We start from the raw sequence: 19,554 nt of genomic DNA, 5'->3' as shown, positions 1-19,554 counted from the left end.
AATCAATCTCGTTTCCACTACGCTGATTACGCATCAAGGAAGATGCCCCCATCCCTCCCCTTTGAGCAAGGAGCTGTCCATGACCCGTCTGCTGCTGCCCCTTGAGCACGAATCCCCAACCACAGAGCACGATGCCGACAATGAACTGTTGCACGCCTTGAAACGGCTGCCTCGGCGTGTCCAGCAAGTGTTCCTGCTCAACCGCCTCGACCAACTGGACTTTGCCAGCATCGCTGCCCGGCTCGATTTGCCCTTGGCGAGCATCGAGCGGCATATGGACCAGGCATTGCAAGCAGGCCGCTCCCGCCGCGATGTGTTGGCGAGTGTTGCCGGGCAATGGTATGTGCGGTTGCAAAGCCCTCAGGTGACCGCCTGCGAGCGAATCGACTTTCGCCGTTGGCTGGATGCGGACCAGGCTAACTTGCAGGCGTTTCACGATACAGAGCTGCGCTGGCGCAGCCTGCTGGCCCCAGCACGGCAGCTGGGGCATGACGGTTGGTACCGGCAAGGCCGTGCGGCACTGTCATTGGGTGGGTGTTCGATTGCGGTTGGGCTGGGTGTTGCGGCGTTGGTGCTGTTTGGCTTTTGGGCCTGATGACGCTACGACACTCACATTCATTGGCTCGCGCTAACTCAGGCTACGAAGTGCAGCACCACCGCGCCCAGTAAAACGAGACAGACGCCTGCAATCTGCATCAGCGTTAACCTGTCTTTATAGAACAGATAACCCAGAATGGCCGCTATTCCGCCCGACATCGTACTTATCACAGTGACGATAGCTACAGCGCCACTCAACGCACCGTACGAAAACGCCGTAAAACCCGCCAAGTTAAACAGGCTTGCGCAACAGAGCGCACAATAGCCTTTTAGGCCCGGTGAATCCGCAGGTTTGAGTTTGAACATGATGGGCGACAGAAACACCACTCCCACCAGATAGCTGATCCAAAGCATATTGACCGGGCCGATAGCAGGCAACGTGTATTGGCCTTGAACCCAGAAGCTAGTCCCGTACAACGCGGCAGCAACCAGCGCAAAAACGTTCGCCGTCCCCGCCGACCTGTATTGCCTGCGGTCATTATTACCAGAGCCGCGACCCACTATCGCAACACCGCTGGCGCATATCAGCAATCCCACCCACTGTATGGCAGTGATGTGTTCACCGCCCATCCAGGCCAGCAACGTTGTAAACATGCCATAGGAGGTGACCAGTGGCGCGACCACGGCAGTCTTCCCTTGCGCAAACGCTCGCGAGAGAGCGACCGCCCCCATTACAGTCAGGAGTGCGGCTGCGATACAGGTCAGCAGCAACTGCCATTTCACTTCATACAGAAGGTCGATTTGCCGGCCGAGAACCAACAGCAGGGTACTGAGTAGAATCAGGCCCAGCAGTTGCCCGAGGAATACCGAGCGCTGGACACCAAAGAGCCTTGCGTTCAGGCCGACCAGAAAGTCTGTAGCGCCCCAGCACAGGGCTGCTACGACACCCATCAATATGTCCAAGATCAGTTCCTTTTTAGTTCTTATTGTCGAATTGCCTCTCGCTCCGTAAAGCGTGGGCTAGCACTACAGGACCGTAGGTACTTCGGCCACTCCCCCCCTTGACGCTGGCTGCTCAAGCAAACCTCGCGGTAACGTGAAACCTTTGAAGGGCTGCTGGGTAATGGGGTTGAATGCTTTTTCGGCGTTTAGCCGATAACGCATCACGCCGTCTCCCGCTCTAAAGCTCAAGTCCACACTGGTGGCTGTACGGCCATTAAGCGACCCTCGGCTGAGCAGGCGGAACATCGACCAAGGGCCGCGATACTCCAAACTACTGCTAGTGCCGTTCTGCCGGAGCAAGGTGAGGTTGCTGCGCACTTGCTGCCCCAACGTATTGGGCCAGACAACGCCGACAATCTGGGTGGGCCCATGCGTGTAGGAAATCAGCTGGCCATCCAGATCCAGCAAGCTGGTGCGCTGGTTCGCACTCAGTCCCAAGGGCTCGATACTGAACTGCACGCTCAGGTTGCCGCGCTGATCGAAGAAGGTTTCGCGAATGCGATCCGCCAGTTCCAACTGCTCGATCACATCGCTGCGGATTAACGACTGCCCCTGTCGACTGGCCTGCAAGGCTTCGAGATTGTCCTTGAGGAAGACTTTGAGGTATTGGTCATGAAACTGCTGCAGGCGCCCTTTCGGCCCGAAGAACGCCTCGAAGTCATCCAAAGAAGCATCGGGCGCTCGCACCACGAAGGGGTAACGCCCTGCCAAGCGCTGCTGGAAGAAGCTGTACACCTCGGCATCCCAACGTCGTTCCAGCTCACGGAGCGCTTCAACGTTCAGCACTCGCGCTGTCTGGTCCGCAACTTTCTTGACCTGTTGATTGATCGGTTCCGGCAAACCGGTAGCGACCCGCTGCAACGTGCCAATCGGGTCGTGCCCGGTCATGGAGAAACGTTGAAGCACGGCGTGCAACGCGGCCTTGCCGCGCTCAGGGCTGTCTTGTACGGCCTTGGCGTACTCATGAACAGCGGCAATGGCAGCGACCGTTTCATCGTAGTAGCTCGGCTTTTCTCCCGTTGCCTGCAGCATGGCATTCAGGCCAGCGAACGCACGCTGGATGGCCACGGCTTGTAGCTGCTCGGGCTTGCTGTTGGTAGGCCGCAGGCCAGTTGTCTCGTCGGGCACCTCGATAGCCACCGAAGAAGACAGCGAAGTATTGTCTTTCACTGTTTCCAGCAATCTGTGCAGCGGCGCCGCAGGACCGGTCAGCTGCTCCAGAATATCGACACCATGGTCTAGATCACTGAAGTCAGCCACTGAAAAGGCACTCAAGGCACGTCGCCAGCTGTCGATGTAGTCCGCGCTGTAGAGGTTACGTACGCGCTCGCTCAATGCATTGCGATCGGCGTCCGAATAGTCGAGTTGAGCGCGCTCACCCAATGCCCACTGATCGATCATCGCCATCTCGGCGAACCGCTGGCTGCGAGGCTCAAAATAGTCCCTAAACCCTTTGGCCGTCAGCATGGGGGCAAGCAGGACGCCATCATCGCCCAGCTTCGACCCGGAAGAAGATGTGTAAACGATATCGAAGGCTGGCCCTACCTGGTGACGCAAGTCCAAGCCGGCGTGCAACTGTTCTTGGGCCTGCTGCTTGAGGCTTGCGTACACGCGCTGTGGCATAGGCACTTTACGTAATATCTGCTGCACTTCGCTGACGCGCTGCTTGTATTGCGGCAGGTCGGTGTCGGCATAGGCCAGGGCGTACTTCAGATGCTGCATGAGGTCGCGCTGCAATTGTCCCTGCCCTGGGAAGGCCTGTTGCCACTGCTGGGCCATCCAGTCTTCGACCCACTCGGGCCGGCGACTGTGACGGTCCTCGATCATGCGGTAAACCCTAAGCGAGGCCATCTGCTGTTCACTGCCGGGCGGTGCCGCATTCATGGCATCAATCACGCCGCTGGCCAACGCCGGCAAGAAACGCCTGGAGAGCAGGCTCAAGTAAGCTTCGTCGACCCGAGGCCCGATGGCGCGCCCTTGATACAGGCCGAAATCAGCCACCCCCGGCCAGGCGGCGCGATAGTCACCGAATACCGATACTGCATCACGGATTTGATCCAGTGGTTGCAGCAGGTTACGCCCTGTCGGGTCCAGGTGCTGGTCCACTTCGTGATTGCTGAATTCTCGACTTTTCGCAAGCACGCTGGCTGCCTTGGCACCATTGACATCGAAGTAGCGCTGCCAACTGGCAATGGCAACACACAAAGCAAGCACGCCTACACCAGAGCCCACCCAGAGCAATTGCCGCTTGCTACGCGCCACTCTGACGTTATCCCCAGCAAGCCCGGCTTCCTGGTAGATGACACGACCGAAAGCCTGCTGGATGAAGTAGACCAACGCTTTGCCGTGCGGCTTGCCTTCGCGCAGTGGGGGCTTGGTTTTGAATGGCTGCGCCGCCTCACGCACGAATGCATTGAGCATGTCGCCTTGCTGCTCGACCGACGACCAATACACCCCACGCACGAGGGTAGGCGTGGTGAAACGATCACTTGCCAAGGTCTCACGCAAGAAGCCCAGTAGAATCGGGCGCAATCCAACCAACTGGGCATGCAGCGAGAACAAGCGCGATCGCTGCGGTGCACTGCCCAGCCCATCAATCTGGTCCACGACCTGCTCGAACAACAGCCTGATCAAGCGATCATAGAAGTCGCTGTACTCCTCCAACCAAGCGTCGTAAGAATCGACTGCATCCAGCTTGAACGTAAAGCCCAGCAAGTTCTCTCGCTTAGCCGCTGAGAGCTTGCTGTAAAGCGCGTCAAAGCCATCGAGCAGATCGAACTTGGATAACACCACATACAAGGGCAGGCGCGAACCCAGCTGACTGCTGACTTCATACAGCCGTGTACGCAATACATGAGCCAGTGCGACACGTTGCTCGGGCGTACCCTGCAACAGCGCAGGCAGATCAATAACCAGCAACAGGCCATTGAGTGCCCGCTGGCTGCGATTACGCAGCAACCAACTCAGCAGGTGGTGCCACAACCTGGCCGGGGTTCCGGGAGGTATGGAAGGTTCAGACTCATTGGCGTTCCCGGACATCGTGCCAGCCGAAGACGCTTGGCTGATGAAAGCACCGGGCGGGTCGATGATTACCGCGTCATCACTGACCCACCAGCCGACCGGATATGCGAGAGGTTGCGCTTGTCGGCCACGCGCCTGGGCCTTGTCGATGCGGGTCAAGGAAAAACTTTGGTCAGTGCGATCAATGAAGCTGGTTTTGCCAGCCTGTTCGTCACCCAGCACCAGATACCATGGCAATCGGTACAGCGCCCTTCGCCCACCCGCGTTGTCGAGGTAACGCGAAAGCGCCTGGTTCAACGCCTTCTCTTGTGTGCGAATCAACGGCAACACACGATCCAGTTCGGCGGCCACTGCATCCTTGTGCTCCGCTTGCAGGCGGTGAAAGCGCGTGCGCAACACAATAAGCCAGCAAAGCAATGGCATCAGTACGAGCACCAGACTGGCCACACTGCGGTGCGCCACGCTGGCGAGGGGTTGGTGCTCTCGCCACGCCCATTGCGGGCCGAGCCACCAAATGGCGATCAGCATCAGTACAGCACCGAGCCCAAGCAACAGCGACATCGCCAAGCCGATGCGCGAAATCAACGGTATGCCCCATCGTTTGAGTTGTTTCCATAGTGGGTTCATGAGGGCTCCTAAACCTTGTTCTGATCAGCTAGCGCTGGAGAGGTGGCGTACTTCTGGAGCCGCCGGAATACCTCGGGCTCCCAGGCATCGGCGGTCGTTCGCTGCATCGTCTGGGCAACACCGGCGCACAGGTCCTGGGCTAACCAGGACACGCCGCGTGCGGCCAACAAGTCGGCGGCAATTATTGTGGTGTGGCAGCGCTCACGCGGCGTACGGAGCTCCGCTTGCAGGCTTTGCAAGCGGAGGAGGACTGGCTCTACACCTGCCGTGTCCAGCTGACTCACCAGTTCTTCGCGCAGGCTGCTGAACTCAGCGGTGGATGCTCCATGGTCGCCCTGCCCTTGCGCCCCCTTGAGCCAGGCCATGCAGGCGTCATCGATGAACCCTGTGCCGTCGCTGAAGCACAATTGCTGCAGTGCTGGCATGCGCTGCACAAAACGCGCAGTCGCGCAGCGAATAGCCTCCGCGACCTCGCCCATCGCCAGCCGCGTGGCGACAGTTGCGGCTAAAAAGCTGCCTCGAATCCAGTAGGGGCAGGCTGCGACACTTTTTTCGATACGCTGGAGTAACGCGGGGTCAATTGCCGTTCCGGCGATGGCATCGTCATAGCTTCCGGAAATATCCACCGGCACCGCCATCAACTCCGTGCGGTTACCTTGCCTCGCTTGAGGCGCCGCTTGAATGTGCGCCCACAAGCCAAAGCGACGTAGTTGGTAGCCGGTAGGGTCATAGGGATCCTGTTGGTTGATGAACTCGGCCATGCTCAACACCGCTCGCCGTGTCTCGCGCTCATTGCCAATGGATACACTGGGGATGGGTGCGGCCATGACATCGGCCAAAGGCACAGGCTTGATGTTTGCGGCAGGCGCCTGGGGCGCTGCGATTTCGCTGACACCCGCGCCAAGTTCTGCATACTTGCGCAGAAGGCGCTCAAGTTCATGGATGACGGCCGCGTCCAGTTGCGCAACGGCCTGCTGCTGTTGCAAGCGTGTTAAAGCATGCTGTGCTGCAGTTGCATGAGTCGGGGTATAGGTGAAGCGGTCAAGGCGCGGCAACGCATCAGTCAAGCGATTGAGGACCAGGCCAACCAGCTTACGCTTGCCTAGGAAACCCTTGGGCCCTGGCTTGGGATGAGAAGACTCCCAGTAGGATTCGACCATGCCGGCTAATAATGCCAGGGTGAACCCCCAGCGCTCCCAGCAGCCGCTACGCAGCCACGCGACACTCAAGTGCGCGACGATCCGCAGGTGCTTGCACTGCTGGCCCAAATACTGCCGGGACGCCTCTTCGATGTAGGTCCAGTCGATTGAAGACGCCTGCAAACCACCCAGTTTGACCATCTCCTGGTCAATGGCCTGGTAGGTTTCATCCTCGATGTCGAACAGCCCGGCCGGAACCGCTGGCTCAATCGGCATGAGCAGCCGACTGACTTCATCCCCTGATACCCGCACTACCACCGGCATGTGCTCCGCGCCTGGCTGATCAGCGGGTCTAGACCTTGGGCATCGAACGTCAGCCCATCGACCTCGCTGTGGTTGCTCGTCACTTCTATCCGATGGGCCCTAATCAACTTTTTGATCTGCTCGATGGCAGGGAGGCCTCGTCCTGCGTCGAGTACCTGCCCGTTTTCCATCACCTTCCAGGGGGTCTCATTCGTAGAACCGCCGTCCCCATTCAGGCGTACCGTGACCCAGCCCGTATCGATGTGTTTATGGGTGATCAACTGGAGCCGGGAGATGTTCTGGATGCAGCTGATGACCAGATAAGAACGTTGGTCACCGGATGCAATGGCGGGTGCGGAAATAACCAGTTCAGTAGCGTCACTGCCCTCGCTTCGTTCCCCGCTGCGAAACGTCAGGTCATCCGCCTTGCGTGCGGCCTCGTTGGCCATCACGCGCAATACACTGGGCGCCTCGTGCTCCGGGGCGGACCATGGCTTTTGGGTCGTATGCGCAGGTGTTCCTGCCGCCTGATCGAAACACGCCAGACGCTCGATGTTAGAAACGATCCCAGGACAGTTCTGGGCATGACTGGCCAACGCTGGCTGCAAACAAAACAGTAGCCAAACACCAGCGCCATATGCGCAGCGAATAATCATTGAATACTCACTCTTTGCCAAACAACACGAACACTCATATGCGTCAATGAGTAAATTTTCCTACAACAATATTCCATTAACTCCTCGCCATACCCACACCACCAAGAAGTGTTTCGCCACGAGCCTAGTACACACAATCAACTGCACACAAATAAATATTTACTTACATTTTTTAACTCGACCAAAAGTCCTTGCCACATGCATGGTTTTTATAGCGACGGGGAACTAAACCTCTCAAACGGCGATATGTAGGAAATTTCCCACAACTCATAAACCAGAACAACCACAACATTTAAACACGCAGTAAAAAACCTACTACGCAACACCAAATCCACACCATGGAGTTATGGATTGATGTCTAAGAACATTGGCTCCGTTGCGCCAAAAGAGCGCATCAACATCAAGTACGTCCCTGCCACCGGCGATGAACAGGCCGAAATAGAGCTGCCACACAAGATGTTGGTACTGGGAGATTTCGGTTTGGAGGACAGCCGCGCACTGGAAGACCGCCCGGTCATGCGCATCGATAAACACAGTTTCAACAACGTGTTGCATGACGCTGATGTGAGCTTGGACATGTCCGTGCCTTCCATGCTCAGCGCAACTCCAGACGCCGAGCTCGCTGTCAACCTGCAGTTCAAGTCCATCAACGATTTCGGGCCAGATCAGATCGCCCAACAGGTACCGGAGCTGAACAAGCTACTGGAGCTGCGTGAAGCGCTTGTCGCCTTGAAAGGCCCACTCGGCAACGTGCCGACATTTCGCAAGCAGCTGCAACACCTGTTGAACAACGAGCAGGCCCGCAAGCAGCTCGCCGAAGAACTGGACCTGGTGCTTGAGGCGCCAAAAGAAGATTGAGACCACGGAGCGTCCCCATGCCAAAGCAGAACAGCACCCCTGTCGCCGTCGACACAACTACCGAGACATTAAGCAAGGCCACGCTGCTGGATCAGATCATGGCGGAAACCAAACTGGTGCCGGCTCAAGAGGGCTATCAAGTCGCCAGGCAAGGTGTATCAGCCTTTATTGCCGAGATCCTCAAGAGTAATGATCCAGATCAACTCATCAACAAGCACCGTGTCGATCAAATGATTGCGGAACTGGATCGGGTGCTCGGCAAGCAGATGGATGCCATTCTGCACCAACCTGAGTTCCAGCAGCTTGAGTCGGCCTGGCGTAGCCTCAAACTTCTTGTCGAACGAACGGACTTCCGCGAGAACATCAAGCTTGAAGTATTGCATGTCAGCAAGGAAGAACTGCTCGATGACTTCGAGAATGCCGCCGACATCACCTGCAGCGGACTTTACAAACATGTTTATACAGCAGGTTATGGACAGTTCGGGGGTGAGCCGGTTGCTGCCATCGTTGGCAACTATAACTTCGGCCCTTCTTCCCCCGATATCAAGCTCTTGAGTTACATGGCCTCCGTCGGTGCCATGTCCCACGCGCCCTTCCTGGCTGCACCGGCCCCTGAATTCTTCAACCTGAGCACCTTCGAAGACTTGCCCAACCTCAAGGAGATCAAGGACATCTTTGCCGGCCCTCGCCATGCCAAATGGCGGGCTTTCCGTGAAAGCGAGGATGCTCGCCACGCCGCCCTGACCGGACCACGCTTCATGCTTCGCTCCGCTTACCATCATCAGGACCAGCCGTGCAGAAGCTTCAACTACGACGAGAATATCAACGGTCGGCATGATAACTACCTGTGGGGCAACTCTGCCTTCCTGTTGGCCAGTTGCATCAACGAAAGCTTTGCCCGCTACCGCTGGTGCCCGAACATCATCGGCCCGCAATCGGGGGGAGCCGTCGAAGACCTGCCGGTTCATCTGTACGAATCGTTGGGCCAACTGCAGGCCAAGATCCCTACCGAAGTGCTGATCTCCGACCGCAAGGAGTTCGAGTTGGCTGAAGAGGGCTTCATCACCCTGACCATGCGCAAGGACAGCGACAACGCGGCGTTCTTCTCTGCCAATTCGGTGCAGAAACCTAAGAACTTCCCTAAGACCCCCGAAGGCTTGCAGGCTCAGACCAACTACAAGCTCGGCACCCAGTTGCCCTATCTGTTCATCGTCAACCGCCTGGCTCACTACATCAAAGTGCTACAGCGCGAACAGATCGGCAGCTGGAAGGAGCGACGCGACCTTGAATCCGAGCTCAACAAATGGATCAAGCAATACGTCGCCGACCAGGAAAACCCCTCGGCCGATGTTCGCAGCCGTCGCCCGCTGCGTGCTGCCAGAGTTGAGGTCTCCGACGTTGCCGGCGATCCAGGCTGGTACCAGGTCTCGCTCTCCGTTCGCCCGCATTTCAAATACATGGGTGCGAACTTCGAGATCTCGCTGGTTGGGCGGCTCGACACGCAATGACCGGTTTCTTTGATCGCTTGATGGCGGATCAGTCCATCTGCCGGCAAACATCCCGGCAGGAGAGTGCGCCCCAAAAATTCGCCGCCATCAAACGCCACCTCGAAACCCTGCTCAACGCTCGCCAGGGGTGCTCCCAGAGCAGCCCTGAGCTGGGCCTGCGCGACTTCAACGGGCATGACGTAAGCAGCGGCGACCTACTCGCACAAGTGAGTGCGGATATCCGCCGCACCCTCCAGCGCTTTGAGCCACGCATCAAGGTACGTGCACTTAAGGCAGTGCCCGATTGTCACGCTCCGCTTGAGTTGCATTTCAGGCTGGACTGCCATGTGCAGGTCAACAACCAGACGGAACAGTTGCAATTGGAGTTGTTGGTCAACGGGCACAACCGACACACCCGAGTTAGGTGAACCATGTCATTGAAGGACCGATTCAGCGAAGAGCTGCGCTACTTGCGTGAGCTGGGAAATGACTTCGCCAAGGATAATCCACAGCTTGCCCGGTTTCTTGGAAGCAGTGGTAGCGACCCCGATGTCGAGCGGCTGATGGAAGCCTTTGCGTTCCTGACGGCCAAGCTGCGGCTCAAGCTGGAAGATGACCTGCCAGAACTGACGCACCCCATGCTGCAGTTGCTGTGGCCGAACTACCTGCGGCCGCTGCCTAGCGCGACGATTATCCAATTCACGCCACGCAAGCAGTCGCTGAGTCAATCGCAGAGTATCCCAAAAGGCTCGCGTCTCTTTTCCAAGCTTGTAGACGGTATCGCCTGCGAGTACCGCACTTGCACGGAAGTGAAGGTGCACCCTTTTACGATATGCAGTGTGGGCTCCACACAGACACTGGACAACTCGATTATACGCATCAACCTCGAAATGCTGGTCGAACGCCCACTGAATACCCTGGGCTGTACACGGCTGGACTTTCACCTGGGTGGGGACGATCTCGCTGCGCGTACGCTGTACCTGTGGCTCTCGCAATACCTCAAGCATGTCAGCGTGACCATCAATGACGAGGTTCGCCGACTACCCGCCAGCTGTATCGCATTTCCTGGATTCAGCCCTGAAGAGGCCTTGCTGCCCTATCCGCAGAATGTCTTCGATGGCTATCGAATCCTGCAGGAATACTTCGTCTTCCCTCAGCGGTTCCATTTCTTCAGCATCACCGACCTGCAAAAACTATGGCCGGCACAACAAAGCCCGCAGGTAGTCATCGAATTCCAGTTCTCGCGTCCGTTGCCGGAAACGCTGCGTGTTAGAAAGAACGACTTCAACCTGTTCTGTAGCCCCGCGGTCAACTTGTTCAAGCACAGTGCCGAGCCCATTGACCTGTCCTGTAATACCGCGCAGGTGCAGCTGAAACCTAAAGGCGCAGAACAATACGCTTACGAGATTTTCAGTGTCGATCAGGTTATCAGCACCCGAACGACGTCCGATGGCAGTACCCGTGAGCACTTGCGGACCTTTCGTCCTTTCGACTCGTTTGCACATGAAATCGAACATGTTCAAGGGCGCACGGCCCTGTACTACCGCTACCAGCTCGAAGAGTCCCTGCGCGGCGATGGCGTCACCCACAGCATCGCTTTCGTCCGCGCCGATGCCAGCCACTACATTGGCGAGCTGGAAACAGCGTCCATTGACCTGACCTGCACCAACAGAGATTTGCCACAGGCGCTGGGTGTCGATGACATCAACGTTGTAACCGAGTTTACGCCGCCTCTTGCGACCTACTCCAACATCCGTATCCCCACCCGTGCCTATCGGCCGGTGCTGGACGGCGAATTGCAGTGGGCCTTGATCTCAAACATGTCGCTCAACTACCTGTCGCTGCTCTCGGCCGACCCGCTGAAAGAGATCATCCGCGCCTACGACTTCGCGGCCTTGCACGATATCCAGCAAACACGCACCACCCGCAAGCGCCTCGACGGCATCCGCGAGATCCACACAGAACCCATGGATTGGCTGATCAAAGGGCAACCCATTCGCGGCCTGCGCAGCCGCCTGAAATTGGATCAGGCCGCCTTTCTTTGCGAGGGCGACTTGTACCTCTTCAGCTGTGTGCTGGCGCACTTCTTTGCCCTGTACGCCAGCATCAATTCCTTCCATCAACTGGAAGTGATCAATATCACCAACAACGAGCACTACACATGGCCAATCCAGACCGGCAAACAACCGCTGATCTAGCCGACAAGCTGCTCGCCGACGCGCACCGCTACAACTACTTCCAGTTGCTGGAGCGCTTGCATGGCTTGCACGGAGATGACCTGGAGCCCCGTTGGCCAAACGAGGCCACCCGGCGGCGCGTGCGGCTTGCCTGCGACCCACGGCTGACCTTTCCGGTCTCGGATGTCTACAAAGCCGAGCGTATGCCCGATGAGGAGCAACGCTACCGTGTCTGCACCACCTTCATGGGCTTGCACGGCACAGATTCGCCTTTGCCCACCTATTACCTAGAGCAGGTGGCTTATGAGCATGCGCAGGGTATCGGTGTGCGTCCGGCCTTTTTCGACTTCTTCAACCACTACCTGCTGAGCCTGTTGCATCGCGGTTGGCGCAAGTACCGCTACTACATCCGTTTTCAGCCAGGCGCCAAAGATGGATTCTCACAGTACGTCTTTGCCCTGCTCGGGCTGAATGACAAACAGCTGCGAGGTGACACGGCATTGCCCTGGAGCCGGCTGCTCAGCTTTGCTGGCGTGATCGCCAGCCGCAGCCGCGCGCCCGGCACCGTCGCCGGCATCATTGGCCATTGCTTCGACCTGAAGCATGTGCAAATCCGCGAATTTGAAACGCGCTCGGTGCCCACCACAGGTAGGCAGCTTGTCAGCCTTGGGCGTAGCAATGGCCAGTTAGGGAGTACGTTCACCGTCGGTAGCCGTTCGCGCACCCGCAGCAGCAAATTCACCATCGTCATTAGCGAGCTCGATCAAACGCAACTGCGCCAGTTGCTGCCCAGCGGCGTCAACTTTGACCGTTTACGCGCATTGATCGATTTCCTCTTGCGGGACGGCATGGCCTACGACTTGGAATTGCGCCTCAAGCAGAACGCGCTGTCACCGTTCTGCCTGCACGGCAGCCAGGGCGCCTACTTGGGTTGGACCAGTTTCATCGATGACCGACATGGCGAAATCAGCCCTGTCGTTCGTTTCCGGGGGCGCTCATGAGCACGTTGATGATGAGCATCACCAACCTCGACCAGTTACAGCCTAACGTCATCGTTCGACACACGTTCGATTGCAAAGGCGGCACCATCGGCAGTGAAGGTGCGAGTTGGATGATGAATGATCGTAATCACAGCGTTGCGTCGATCCACTGCGAGATTCGCTGGATCGAAGACAGCTTCTGCGTGATCGACCGCTGCGCACGCACCTATCTGAACGACAGCATCAACAGCCTCGGGGCACGTTCGCCCCGGCGTCTGCTTGAAGGCGATCAGCTCCGTATTGGCGCTTACCGATTGCTGGTTCAGCACTCGCAAGAGCATGCCAACGCGCGCTCGCTGGAAGATTTGCTCAGCCCTGATGCGAGCGTACTTGATCGCCTGATCGCCGACCCGCCCGCCAACGGTGGTTGCAGCAGCACAACCACCCAAGCCATCACAGAGATTTGCTCGGCCTTTGAAACGCACAAGGGCAATGACCCTTTGGTAGCACTGAACGCAGTGGGAGATACAAGCGAGTCCCTAGAAGACCCACTGCAACGCTTGATTGCAGGAGCACGCCCATGACGCGCCATCTGTTCACAATCGCCCTGCTGACCGCGCTGATAGGGCTTTCAGGTTGCACCTACCTGAGCAGAGTGAGCCAAGTGGCCATGGACCCCTCGTTGCCCATTGGGTCACCCAAAGATCATCCGACCCAGGTTGCGTTCAGCATCAATGCCAGCCCTACCCTCAATGGCAACCCGAACAGCCTCGACATTTCGGCCGATCATGAAAACGCTCTGGAGCCAAGCCCCTACGCGGTCAGCCTGAGTGCCGGCGACCCTCACGCATTGACAGAAAAAGTCGGAAGCCTGTTCGCGTTCCTGCAAGAGCAATTTCCAGCGATGTCCCCTGTCGTGATCATCGAAGACGACGAAGATGAGCTGCAACGCTCTTCCATGGAAGAAAGCACACCTGGCAGCTACGACGACCCAACGGTAGTGCTGACCTTACCGCGCACCCCAACCGTGACCACAGAGCCTGTCGCTACTCCCATCGCCATCAAGATCCTGCAACTGCGCGACGACTCATTGCTGCGCAACAGCGTGTATCAACTGCTGGATGAGGACCCAGCCAAGGTCCTGCGCAGCACCTACATCCGCGATGACGATTACCTGATGCGCCCCGGCCAGTTCAAGTTCATCCCCTTCGTGCCCATCGACCCCGAGACCCGCTTCGTCGCGGTGATCGGCGATTACCGAAACCAGGAGAACGCCACCTGGCAGCAAGTACTGCGCATTCCACCGCGTGGGCGCCAGATCATTCTTTCGGTGCTGGTCAACGACACGCAGATCCTGCTCAAGGAGGAAGACTGATGGCGCGGCCACAGCGCTTGTCCTTTTCGCTTACTCACGCTGACACGGAGCGCTCATGAGTTCACGTAATCCCGTCCTGTGGCCTGAAGGCCTGTTCGTCAAACCACAGCACTTCCAGCAGGCGGCCCGGGCGAGCGAAGCGGCCCTGCATCAGCGCCTCGGCAGCCTCAACGCAGCCTTCTACGGCTTCAGCGAACTTCAGTTGAGCGACGAGTACCTGAGCCTGGGCAAGATCGCCATCACCCGCGCGCGAGGCATCATGCCCGACGGCACGGTGTTCGATATTCCTGCCGACCTGCCGCCACCGCCGCCGCTGGAAATAGACGATGACGGCGCCAATGACAGCGAAGTTTACCTGTGCCTACCGCTGCGCACCGAGGGCGGACGCGAGGTGAGCTGGCCCGACAATGCCGCCAACTTCCGCTACATCGCCCAGGCGCACGAAATCAAGGATACCCACACCGCCGACGGTGACCTGGTCCAGGTAGACCTTGCCGTACCCAACCTGCAGCTCAAGCGCAAGGCAGAAGACAGCAGCGCCTTCACCCGCCTGGCACTGGCTCGCATTATGGAGCGGCGCCCCGATGGTAGCCTGCGACTGGATGAGGCCTTCTACCCCACCAGCGTTACGGTGCGGGCGGTACCGGCGCTGCAGCGGTTTCTTGAAGAAATTACCAATACCCTGCGCGAACGGGCACGCAACCTCGCCGCCCGTATTGGCGGCGCTGGCCAATCGGGTATCGCCGACATTCGCGACTTCAACCTGCTGCAAGCCATGAACCGCTGGTGGCCCTGCTTTCAGCACTTGGCCAGGCAGGCGCAGACGCACCCTGAGCAGCTCTACCTGTGCATGAGCCAGGCGTGTGGCGAGTTCGTGACCTTTACCGACGAGAGCAGGCTGCCGCAGGAATACCCCGCGTATCACCACACGGCGCTGCGTACCTCCTTCAAACCGTTGGAAGACACGCTGCGCCGCTGCCTCAGCACCGTCCTGCAACCGCGCGCAGTATCGCTTCCGCTCGAAGCGCTGGATTACGGCGTAATGACGACCACCTTGGAAGATCGCCGGCTAATCGACGAAGCCGATTTCATTCTCGCCGTGCGGGCTAACTTGCCGCCACAGGTGTTGCGGCAGATGTTCGTGCAGAAAGCCAAGGTCACGTCACTGGAATCCCTCAATGACCTGGTGCCCTTGCAACTGCCAGGTATCCCCTTGAACCCATTGCCGGTAGCACCTCGCGACCTGCCCTTCCATGCAGGTTTCAGCTATTTCGAGCTGGACCGACGTGACCCTGCGTGGGCGTGCATGAAAACAGCCAATGGCTTCGGAATTCATATTGCGGGGGACTTCCCTGGGCTAGAGCTGCAGTTCTGGGCGATCAGGGGAGAACAGAAATGACAAGGCATTTCAGCAATGAAGACGATGTCAGCCAGCGCTTAGTGGCGTCGATTCAGGAAGCCAACAAAGAAAGGGATGAGTCGCCAGGGTATGCAGCAGACCCAGACTTTCAACTGCGCGGTGGCTACGCCAACCTGATGCTGGATGCCGCTGTGCCTCTGTTCGGCCTGGTGATACGTCTGCGCACACTGGATGCCTTGCCCAATATCAAGGATGTGCACCAGCAGGTGCGCAATCAGATCGAAAACATTCGCGAGGAGATACGCCAGCACGGCTACGAACCCGCTCAGTTGCTGGCGTATTCATACGGTCTTTGCCTTTTCATCGATGAAGCCGTCATGGAACGACCTTGGGGTAAGGCTAGCTGCTGGAGCCATGAGCCCCTGCTCAGCATCTTCCACGACGAAACCTGGGGTGGAGAGAAGTTCTTCACGGTGCTCTCCCGCCTCATGCAGGAACCCACGCGCTACCAGGACGTGTTGGAGTTTATGTACTTCGCCCTATGCCTTGGTTTGAAGGGCAAGTACGCCATCGCGCCGAAAGGCGAAGAGTCCCTCAACGCATTGATACATCAACTCCACGGGATCATTCGCGAGCTGCGCGGCCCGACACCAGAGACCGTCTGCGATCCGTACAGCAACGTCGCCCCGAGCAACTTCCGCATGAATCGGCAATGGCCATGGTGGAGCCCGCTGGCTATCTCCGCCCTCGTCATGGCGGTGGCCTACAGCATCTACAGCTACCGACTGCACCTGATTACTACCGAGGTGCTGGAGTCGCTGAACGGCATTTTGCAGCAGTAGCAAGCCGGCATACGGCGCAACTGATTTCAACGAATTAGCGAGGCGTTTGCTTCGTTGACAAGCCCATCGCTCCCGATGGCCACGCCACCCTGAGTGCGCGTGTTTATCCACATGGACGCAGGAGAGACTGCCATGCCAACACCCGCTTACATCCAAATCACTGGTAAAACTCAAGGCCTCATCACTGCTGACGCATTCACCGCTAACTCCGTCGGCAATATTTACCAGGAAGGCCATAAAGATAAAATTCTGGTTCAGGAAATCAAGCACGAAGTGACCACGCCCACTGACCCACAGACTGGCCAACCCAGCGGCCAGCGCGTACACAAGCCGTTTAAGTTCACCAGTTCACTCAATAAGGCCACGCCGCTGATGTATCAAGCGCTGGTCGACGGGGAAATGCTGCCGATCGTCGAAGTCATTTGGTACCGCACCTCGACGGAAGGCAAACAAGAGCACTTCTTCTCAACCACACTTGTAGACGCAACCATCGTCAGCATCAACACCGTCCTCCCCCACGTTCAAGACAAGGTGAACGAAAACTACACGCAGCTGGTCGAGGTTGCGCTGACCTATCGGAAGATCGTCTGGGAGCACACTGTCGCCGGTACTGGTGGCTCTGATGATTGGCGCGCACCAGTCGCCTGATATTTACAAAGGCCCCGGGCGGGTAAACCTGCCCGGACTTTGTGCCTCTTCAGACGGCGGACAAGGATTGCTTATGCCTAGCCAATCTGACTTGCGTTACAGCTTCCAGCCGCTGGTTGGCAACGCTGAATTCGAAGTGGTGTCGTTCGAACTTAGAGAAGGGATAAGCAAGCCCTTCGAGTTGGAGCTGAAATTGATCAGCTTCGACAACGATGTCGACTTCGGCCACCTGCTCGACAAACCGGTGCTCTTCGCCATCTGGGAAGGGAATCGCCCAGTACGTTACGTGCACGGCCTTGTCAGCCGTTTCAGCCAAGCTGAAAGCGGCTTCTACCGCACCTACTACCACGCGCTGGTCGAGCCGCAACTGGCCCGTGCCAACCTCCGTTCGAACTGGCGCATCTTCCAGCACAAGACCGTCCCGCAAATTCTTGAACTGATGTTCCAGCGCCAGGGGATCAACCAGTACGAACTGCGCGCCAGCATGAACCATCAGGTCCGCGAATTCTGCGTTCAGGCCGGTGAGACGGACTTGGCGTTCATCGCCCGCATCGCTGCTGAAGAAGGCTTCGTCTACCGCTTCGCGCACAGTGAAAAGCTGCACAAGCTGATCATCACCGATCGCCTGCAGTCCCTCGGACTGATCAGCCATGGCTCCATCAAAACCGAGGATGAAGACGAGGGCTTCTTCGACGACGACGAGCCTGTAGACCCCAACACCGTCTTGTACCAAGCCAACAGTGGTGGCGATCAAGCCATACCCTGCCTTCGTCGCTTGCGCTACAGCGAGCAGGTGCGCACCGCTCGCCAGGTTCAGCGCGACCACACCTTTACCAACCCAGCCTACCGCCAGGAACACAGAGCCGCCGGGCCCTTTCTGGAGCATCAGTCCAAGGAGTACGAGTACTTCGATTACCCGGGCCGTTATAAACGCGATGCCGTGGGCAAGCCGTTCACCGAAAACCGCATCACCGCGCTTCGCCATGATGTACGCACTGCCGAAGTCCAAGGTGACGATGTTCGTCTGCAACCGGGCCTGAGCTTCACCCTGACTGGGCACCCACGTGACGATCTCAATGAGCATTGGCGAGTGAAAACCGTTACCCATAAAGGCAGCCAGTTCACCAGCCTGCAGGAAGAGGCCGCCAGCGCCGATATCAGCACGCGCTACGAGCAGACCGCCGTGCTGGTCCCCGGCCGGACCGAATGGCGCCCTGCCCCACTGGCAAAACCGCGAATCGACGGCCCGCACATGGCTACCGTGGTCGGCCCGAAGGGAGAAGAGATTTATTGCGATGAGTGGGGCCGGGTCAAGGTCAGCTTTCCGTGGGACCGCGAGAGCCAGAACAATGAGTTCAGCTCCTGCTGGGTGCGGGTCTCCCAAGGCTGGGCTGGTGGCAGCTGGGGCTCAATGGCCATCCCACGGATCGGCCAGGACGTGATCATCCAGTACGTCAACGGCGACCCCGATCAGCCGATGATCACTGGGCGCACCTACTGTGGCGATCAGTTGCCACCGTACGACCTGCCCGATCACAAAACCCGCATGACCATCAAGAGCCAGACCCACAAGGGTGATGGCTTCAACGAGCTGCGTTTCGAAGATGAGTTGGGAAGAGAGGAAGTGTTCATCCACGCCCAGAAGGACCAGAACACCCAGGTCAACAACGACCAGTCCCTCACAGTCGGTGTTGATCGGACCCAGAGCATTGGCCAGGACGAATCTGTTGCCATCGGCCGCAATCGTCTGCGCGTCGTGAAAGCCAACGACACCTTGAAAGTCGGCGGCGGAAAAAACGACCTCATTGCCGGTGACTACGAGATCGAAGCAGGCAACACCCTGCGCCTCAAGTGCGGCAAGACGCTGATCGAGATGCAGGCCAACGGCACGCTCAATATCACCTGCGAGACCTTCAACCTCACCGGGCAACAAACCGGACAGATCAACACGCCCGCAGCGAAGCTCGACCTTAACCCAACAGGTGGGACAGCGGGTGCCGCTGCAGATGGACGCGACAGCAGTGCACTGAAGGCCGAGGTGGATGGGCATTTTGAGTAGCTGCTTGCACGTCTGCGCACGTAATGAACACCTGAAAGGACTCCCGCAATGACTGAATACCTGACTCACGACCTCACTCTCAATTTAGGCGAGGAGGTACCCGAAGACTTGACTCTTAACATGCTGCGCTTTCCCGCCCGAGACACCACTTTAGTGGTGGCCCGCAGCCCCGTCGCCAACGACAAGAGCCTGGACGAAGCCATCGATGACCAATTGCGGATGCTACGCAAAAAGTCCAGGGCAATGACCATCACGCCCACCAGGATCACGCGTTTGGGTAGCGATGAAGATCCCATCGAAGGCCGCGAAATGGCCATTGAGTTCAGAGTGGGTGACAAGCCCAATTTCCAGCTCCAGGCCGCCTGCCTAATCCCGGGTCAACACCGCCTGCTAGTGCTCAACTACAGCAAGCCCAGCTCGTTGAGCAGTAACGATATCGAGCACTGGCGCGCCATCAAACAGCAACTTCGATTTACCTGAGCC

Annotated in this window: 17 protein-coding genes; 13 read left to right on the top strand and 4 right to left on the bottom strand. The window is 58.0% G+C overall.

What is annotated here, in order from left to right; translation table 11 throughout:
* Positions 1 to 79: 79 nt before the first annotated feature.
* Complete coding sequence (locus AC5PZ0_RS01840; protein WP_099428776.1) at positions 80 to 595, top strand: DUF4880 domain-containing protein; 516 nt, start codon at positions 80 to 82, stop codon at positions 593 to 595.
* A 38-nt stretch (positions 596 to 633) separates the two neighbouring features.
* On the opposite strand, the gene AC5PZ0_RS01835 is transcribed toward AC5PZ0_RS01840, so the two are convergent.
* The 4 genes from AC5PZ0_RS01835 to vasI all read right to left on the bottom strand — a co-directional run bounded on the left by AC5PZ0_RS01835 (position 634) and on the right by vasI (position 7,285).
* A complete protein-coding gene (locus tag AC5PZ0_RS01835; RefSeq protein ID WP_454244232.1) occupies positions 634 to 1,488 on the bottom strand; it encodes a DMT family transporter in 855 nt (284 codons plus the stop codon).
* Positions 1,489 to 1,563: 75 nt separating this feature from the next.
* Positions 1,564 to 5,187 carry a type VI secretion system membrane subunit TssM gene (tssM, locus tag AC5PZ0_RS01830; protein WP_493854180.1) on the bottom strand — a complete coding sequence of 1,208 codons (3,624 nt, stop codon included), beginning with the start codon at positions 5,185 to 5,187 and terminating at the stop codon, positions 1,564 to 1,566.
* A gap of 8 nt (positions 5,188 to 5,195) precedes the next feature.
* Positions 5,196 to 6,650: a type VI secretion system protein TssA gene (tssA, locus tag AC5PZ0_RS01825; RefSeq protein WP_493854179.1), complete on the bottom strand. Its 1,455-nt coding sequence runs from the start codon at positions 6,648 to 6,650 to the stop codon at positions 5,196 to 5,198.
* The gene (vasI, locus tag AC5PZ0_RS01820) at positions 6,638 to 7,285 is read right to left on the bottom strand and encodes a type VI secretion system-associated protein VasI (RefSeq protein ID WP_099428773.1); all 648 of its coding nucleotides are present in this window, start codon (positions 7,283 to 7,285) and stop codon (positions 6,638 to 6,640) included. Before vasI ends, tssA begins: the two co-directional genes overlap by 13 nt.
* Before the next feature lie 354 nt (positions 7,286 to 7,639).
* On the opposite strand from vasI, the gene tssB reads away from it, so the two are divergent.
* The 12 genes from tssB (at position 7,640) to AC5PZ0_RS01760 (ending at position 19,551) form a co-directional block, all read left to right on the top strand.
* On the top strand, positions 7,640 to 8,143 hold the full coding sequence (gene tssB, locus AC5PZ0_RS01815; protein WP_099428772.1) for a type VI secretion system contractile sheath small subunit: 504 nt from the start codon (positions 7,640 to 7,642) through the stop codon (positions 8,141 to 8,143).
* Positions 8,144 to 8,160: 17 nt separating this feature from the next.
* On the top strand, positions 8,161 to 9,651 hold the full coding sequence (gene tssC / locus AC5PZ0_RS01810; RefSeq protein WP_493854178.1) for a type VI secretion system contractile sheath large subunit: 1,491 nt from the start codon (positions 8,161 to 8,163) through the stop codon (positions 9,649 to 9,651).
* On the top strand, positions 9,648 to 10,058 hold the full coding sequence (gene tssE, locus AC5PZ0_RS01805; protein ID WP_099428770.1) for a type VI secretion system baseplate subunit TssE: 411 nt from the start codon (positions 9,648 to 9,650) through the stop codon (positions 10,056 to 10,058). Before tssC ends, tssE begins: the two co-directional genes overlap by 4 nt.
* Positions 10,059 to 10,061: 3 nt before the next feature.
* Positions 10,062 to 11,828, top strand: a complete 1,767-nt coding sequence (tssF, locus tag AC5PZ0_RS01800; protein ID WP_493854177.1) for a type VI secretion system baseplate subunit TssF — start codon at positions 10,062 to 10,064, stop codon at positions 11,826 to 11,828.
* Complete coding sequence (tssG, locus tag AC5PZ0_RS01795) at positions 11,792 to 12,808, top strand: type VI secretion system baseplate subunit TssG (RefSeq protein WP_493854176.1); 1,017 nt, start codon at positions 11,792 to 11,794, stop codon at positions 12,806 to 12,808. Before tssF ends, tssG begins: the two co-directional genes overlap by 37 nt.
* The gene (locus tag AC5PZ0_RS01790; protein ID WP_493854175.1) at positions 12,805 to 13,371 is read left to right on the top strand and encodes an FHA domain-containing protein; all 567 of its coding nucleotides are present in this window, start codon (positions 12,805 to 12,807) and stop codon (positions 13,369 to 13,371) included. The genes tssG and AC5PZ0_RS01790 overlap by 4 nt, the downstream gene beginning before the upstream one ends.
* Positions 13,368 to 14,162 carry a type VI secretion system lipoprotein TssJ gene (gene tssJ / locus AC5PZ0_RS01785; protein ID WP_493854174.1) on the top strand — a complete coding sequence of 265 codons (795 nt, stop codon included), beginning with the start codon at positions 13,368 to 13,370 and terminating at the stop codon, positions 14,160 to 14,162. The genes AC5PZ0_RS01790 and tssJ overlap by 4 nt, the downstream gene beginning before the upstream one ends.
* A gap of 55 nt (positions 14,163 to 14,217) precedes the next feature.
* Positions 14,218 to 15,561, top strand: a complete 1,344-nt coding sequence (tssK, locus tag AC5PZ0_RS01780; RefSeq protein ID WP_493854173.1) for a type VI secretion system baseplate subunit TssK — start codon at positions 14,218 to 14,220, stop codon at positions 15,559 to 15,561.
* A complete protein-coding gene (gene icmH / locus AC5PZ0_RS01775) occupies positions 15,558 to 16,364 on the top strand; it encodes a type IVB secretion system protein IcmH/DotU (protein ID WP_493854172.1) in 807 nt (268 codons plus the stop codon). Before tssK ends, icmH begins: the two co-directional genes overlap by 4 nt.
* A gap of 132 nt (positions 16,365 to 16,496) precedes the next feature.
* Positions 16,497 to 17,012: an Hcp family type VI secretion system effector gene (locus AC5PZ0_RS01770; RefSeq protein ID WP_493854171.1), complete on the top strand. Its 516-nt coding sequence runs from the start codon at positions 16,497 to 16,499 to the stop codon at positions 17,010 to 17,012.
* Positions 17,013 to 17,085: 73 nt separating this feature from the next.
* Entirely contained in the window at positions 17,086 to 19,071 is a 1,986-nt protein-coding gene (locus AC5PZ0_RS01765) for a type VI secretion system Vgr family protein (protein WP_493854170.1), read from the top strand.
* Between the two features lie 48 nt (positions 19,072 to 19,119).
* Positions 19,120 to 19,551: a DcrB-related protein gene (locus AC5PZ0_RS01760; RefSeq protein ID WP_099428762.1), complete on the top strand. Its 432-nt coding sequence runs from the start codon at positions 19,120 to 19,122 to the stop codon at positions 19,549 to 19,551.
* The last annotated feature ends 3 nt before the right edge of the window (positions 19,552 to 19,554 follow it).

This window comes from Pseudomonas sp. 5.2 (assembly GCF_059025405.1).
The sequence above is the reverse complement of the archived record's forward strand: the minus strand, read 5'-3'. Positions and strand labels throughout refer to the sequence as shown.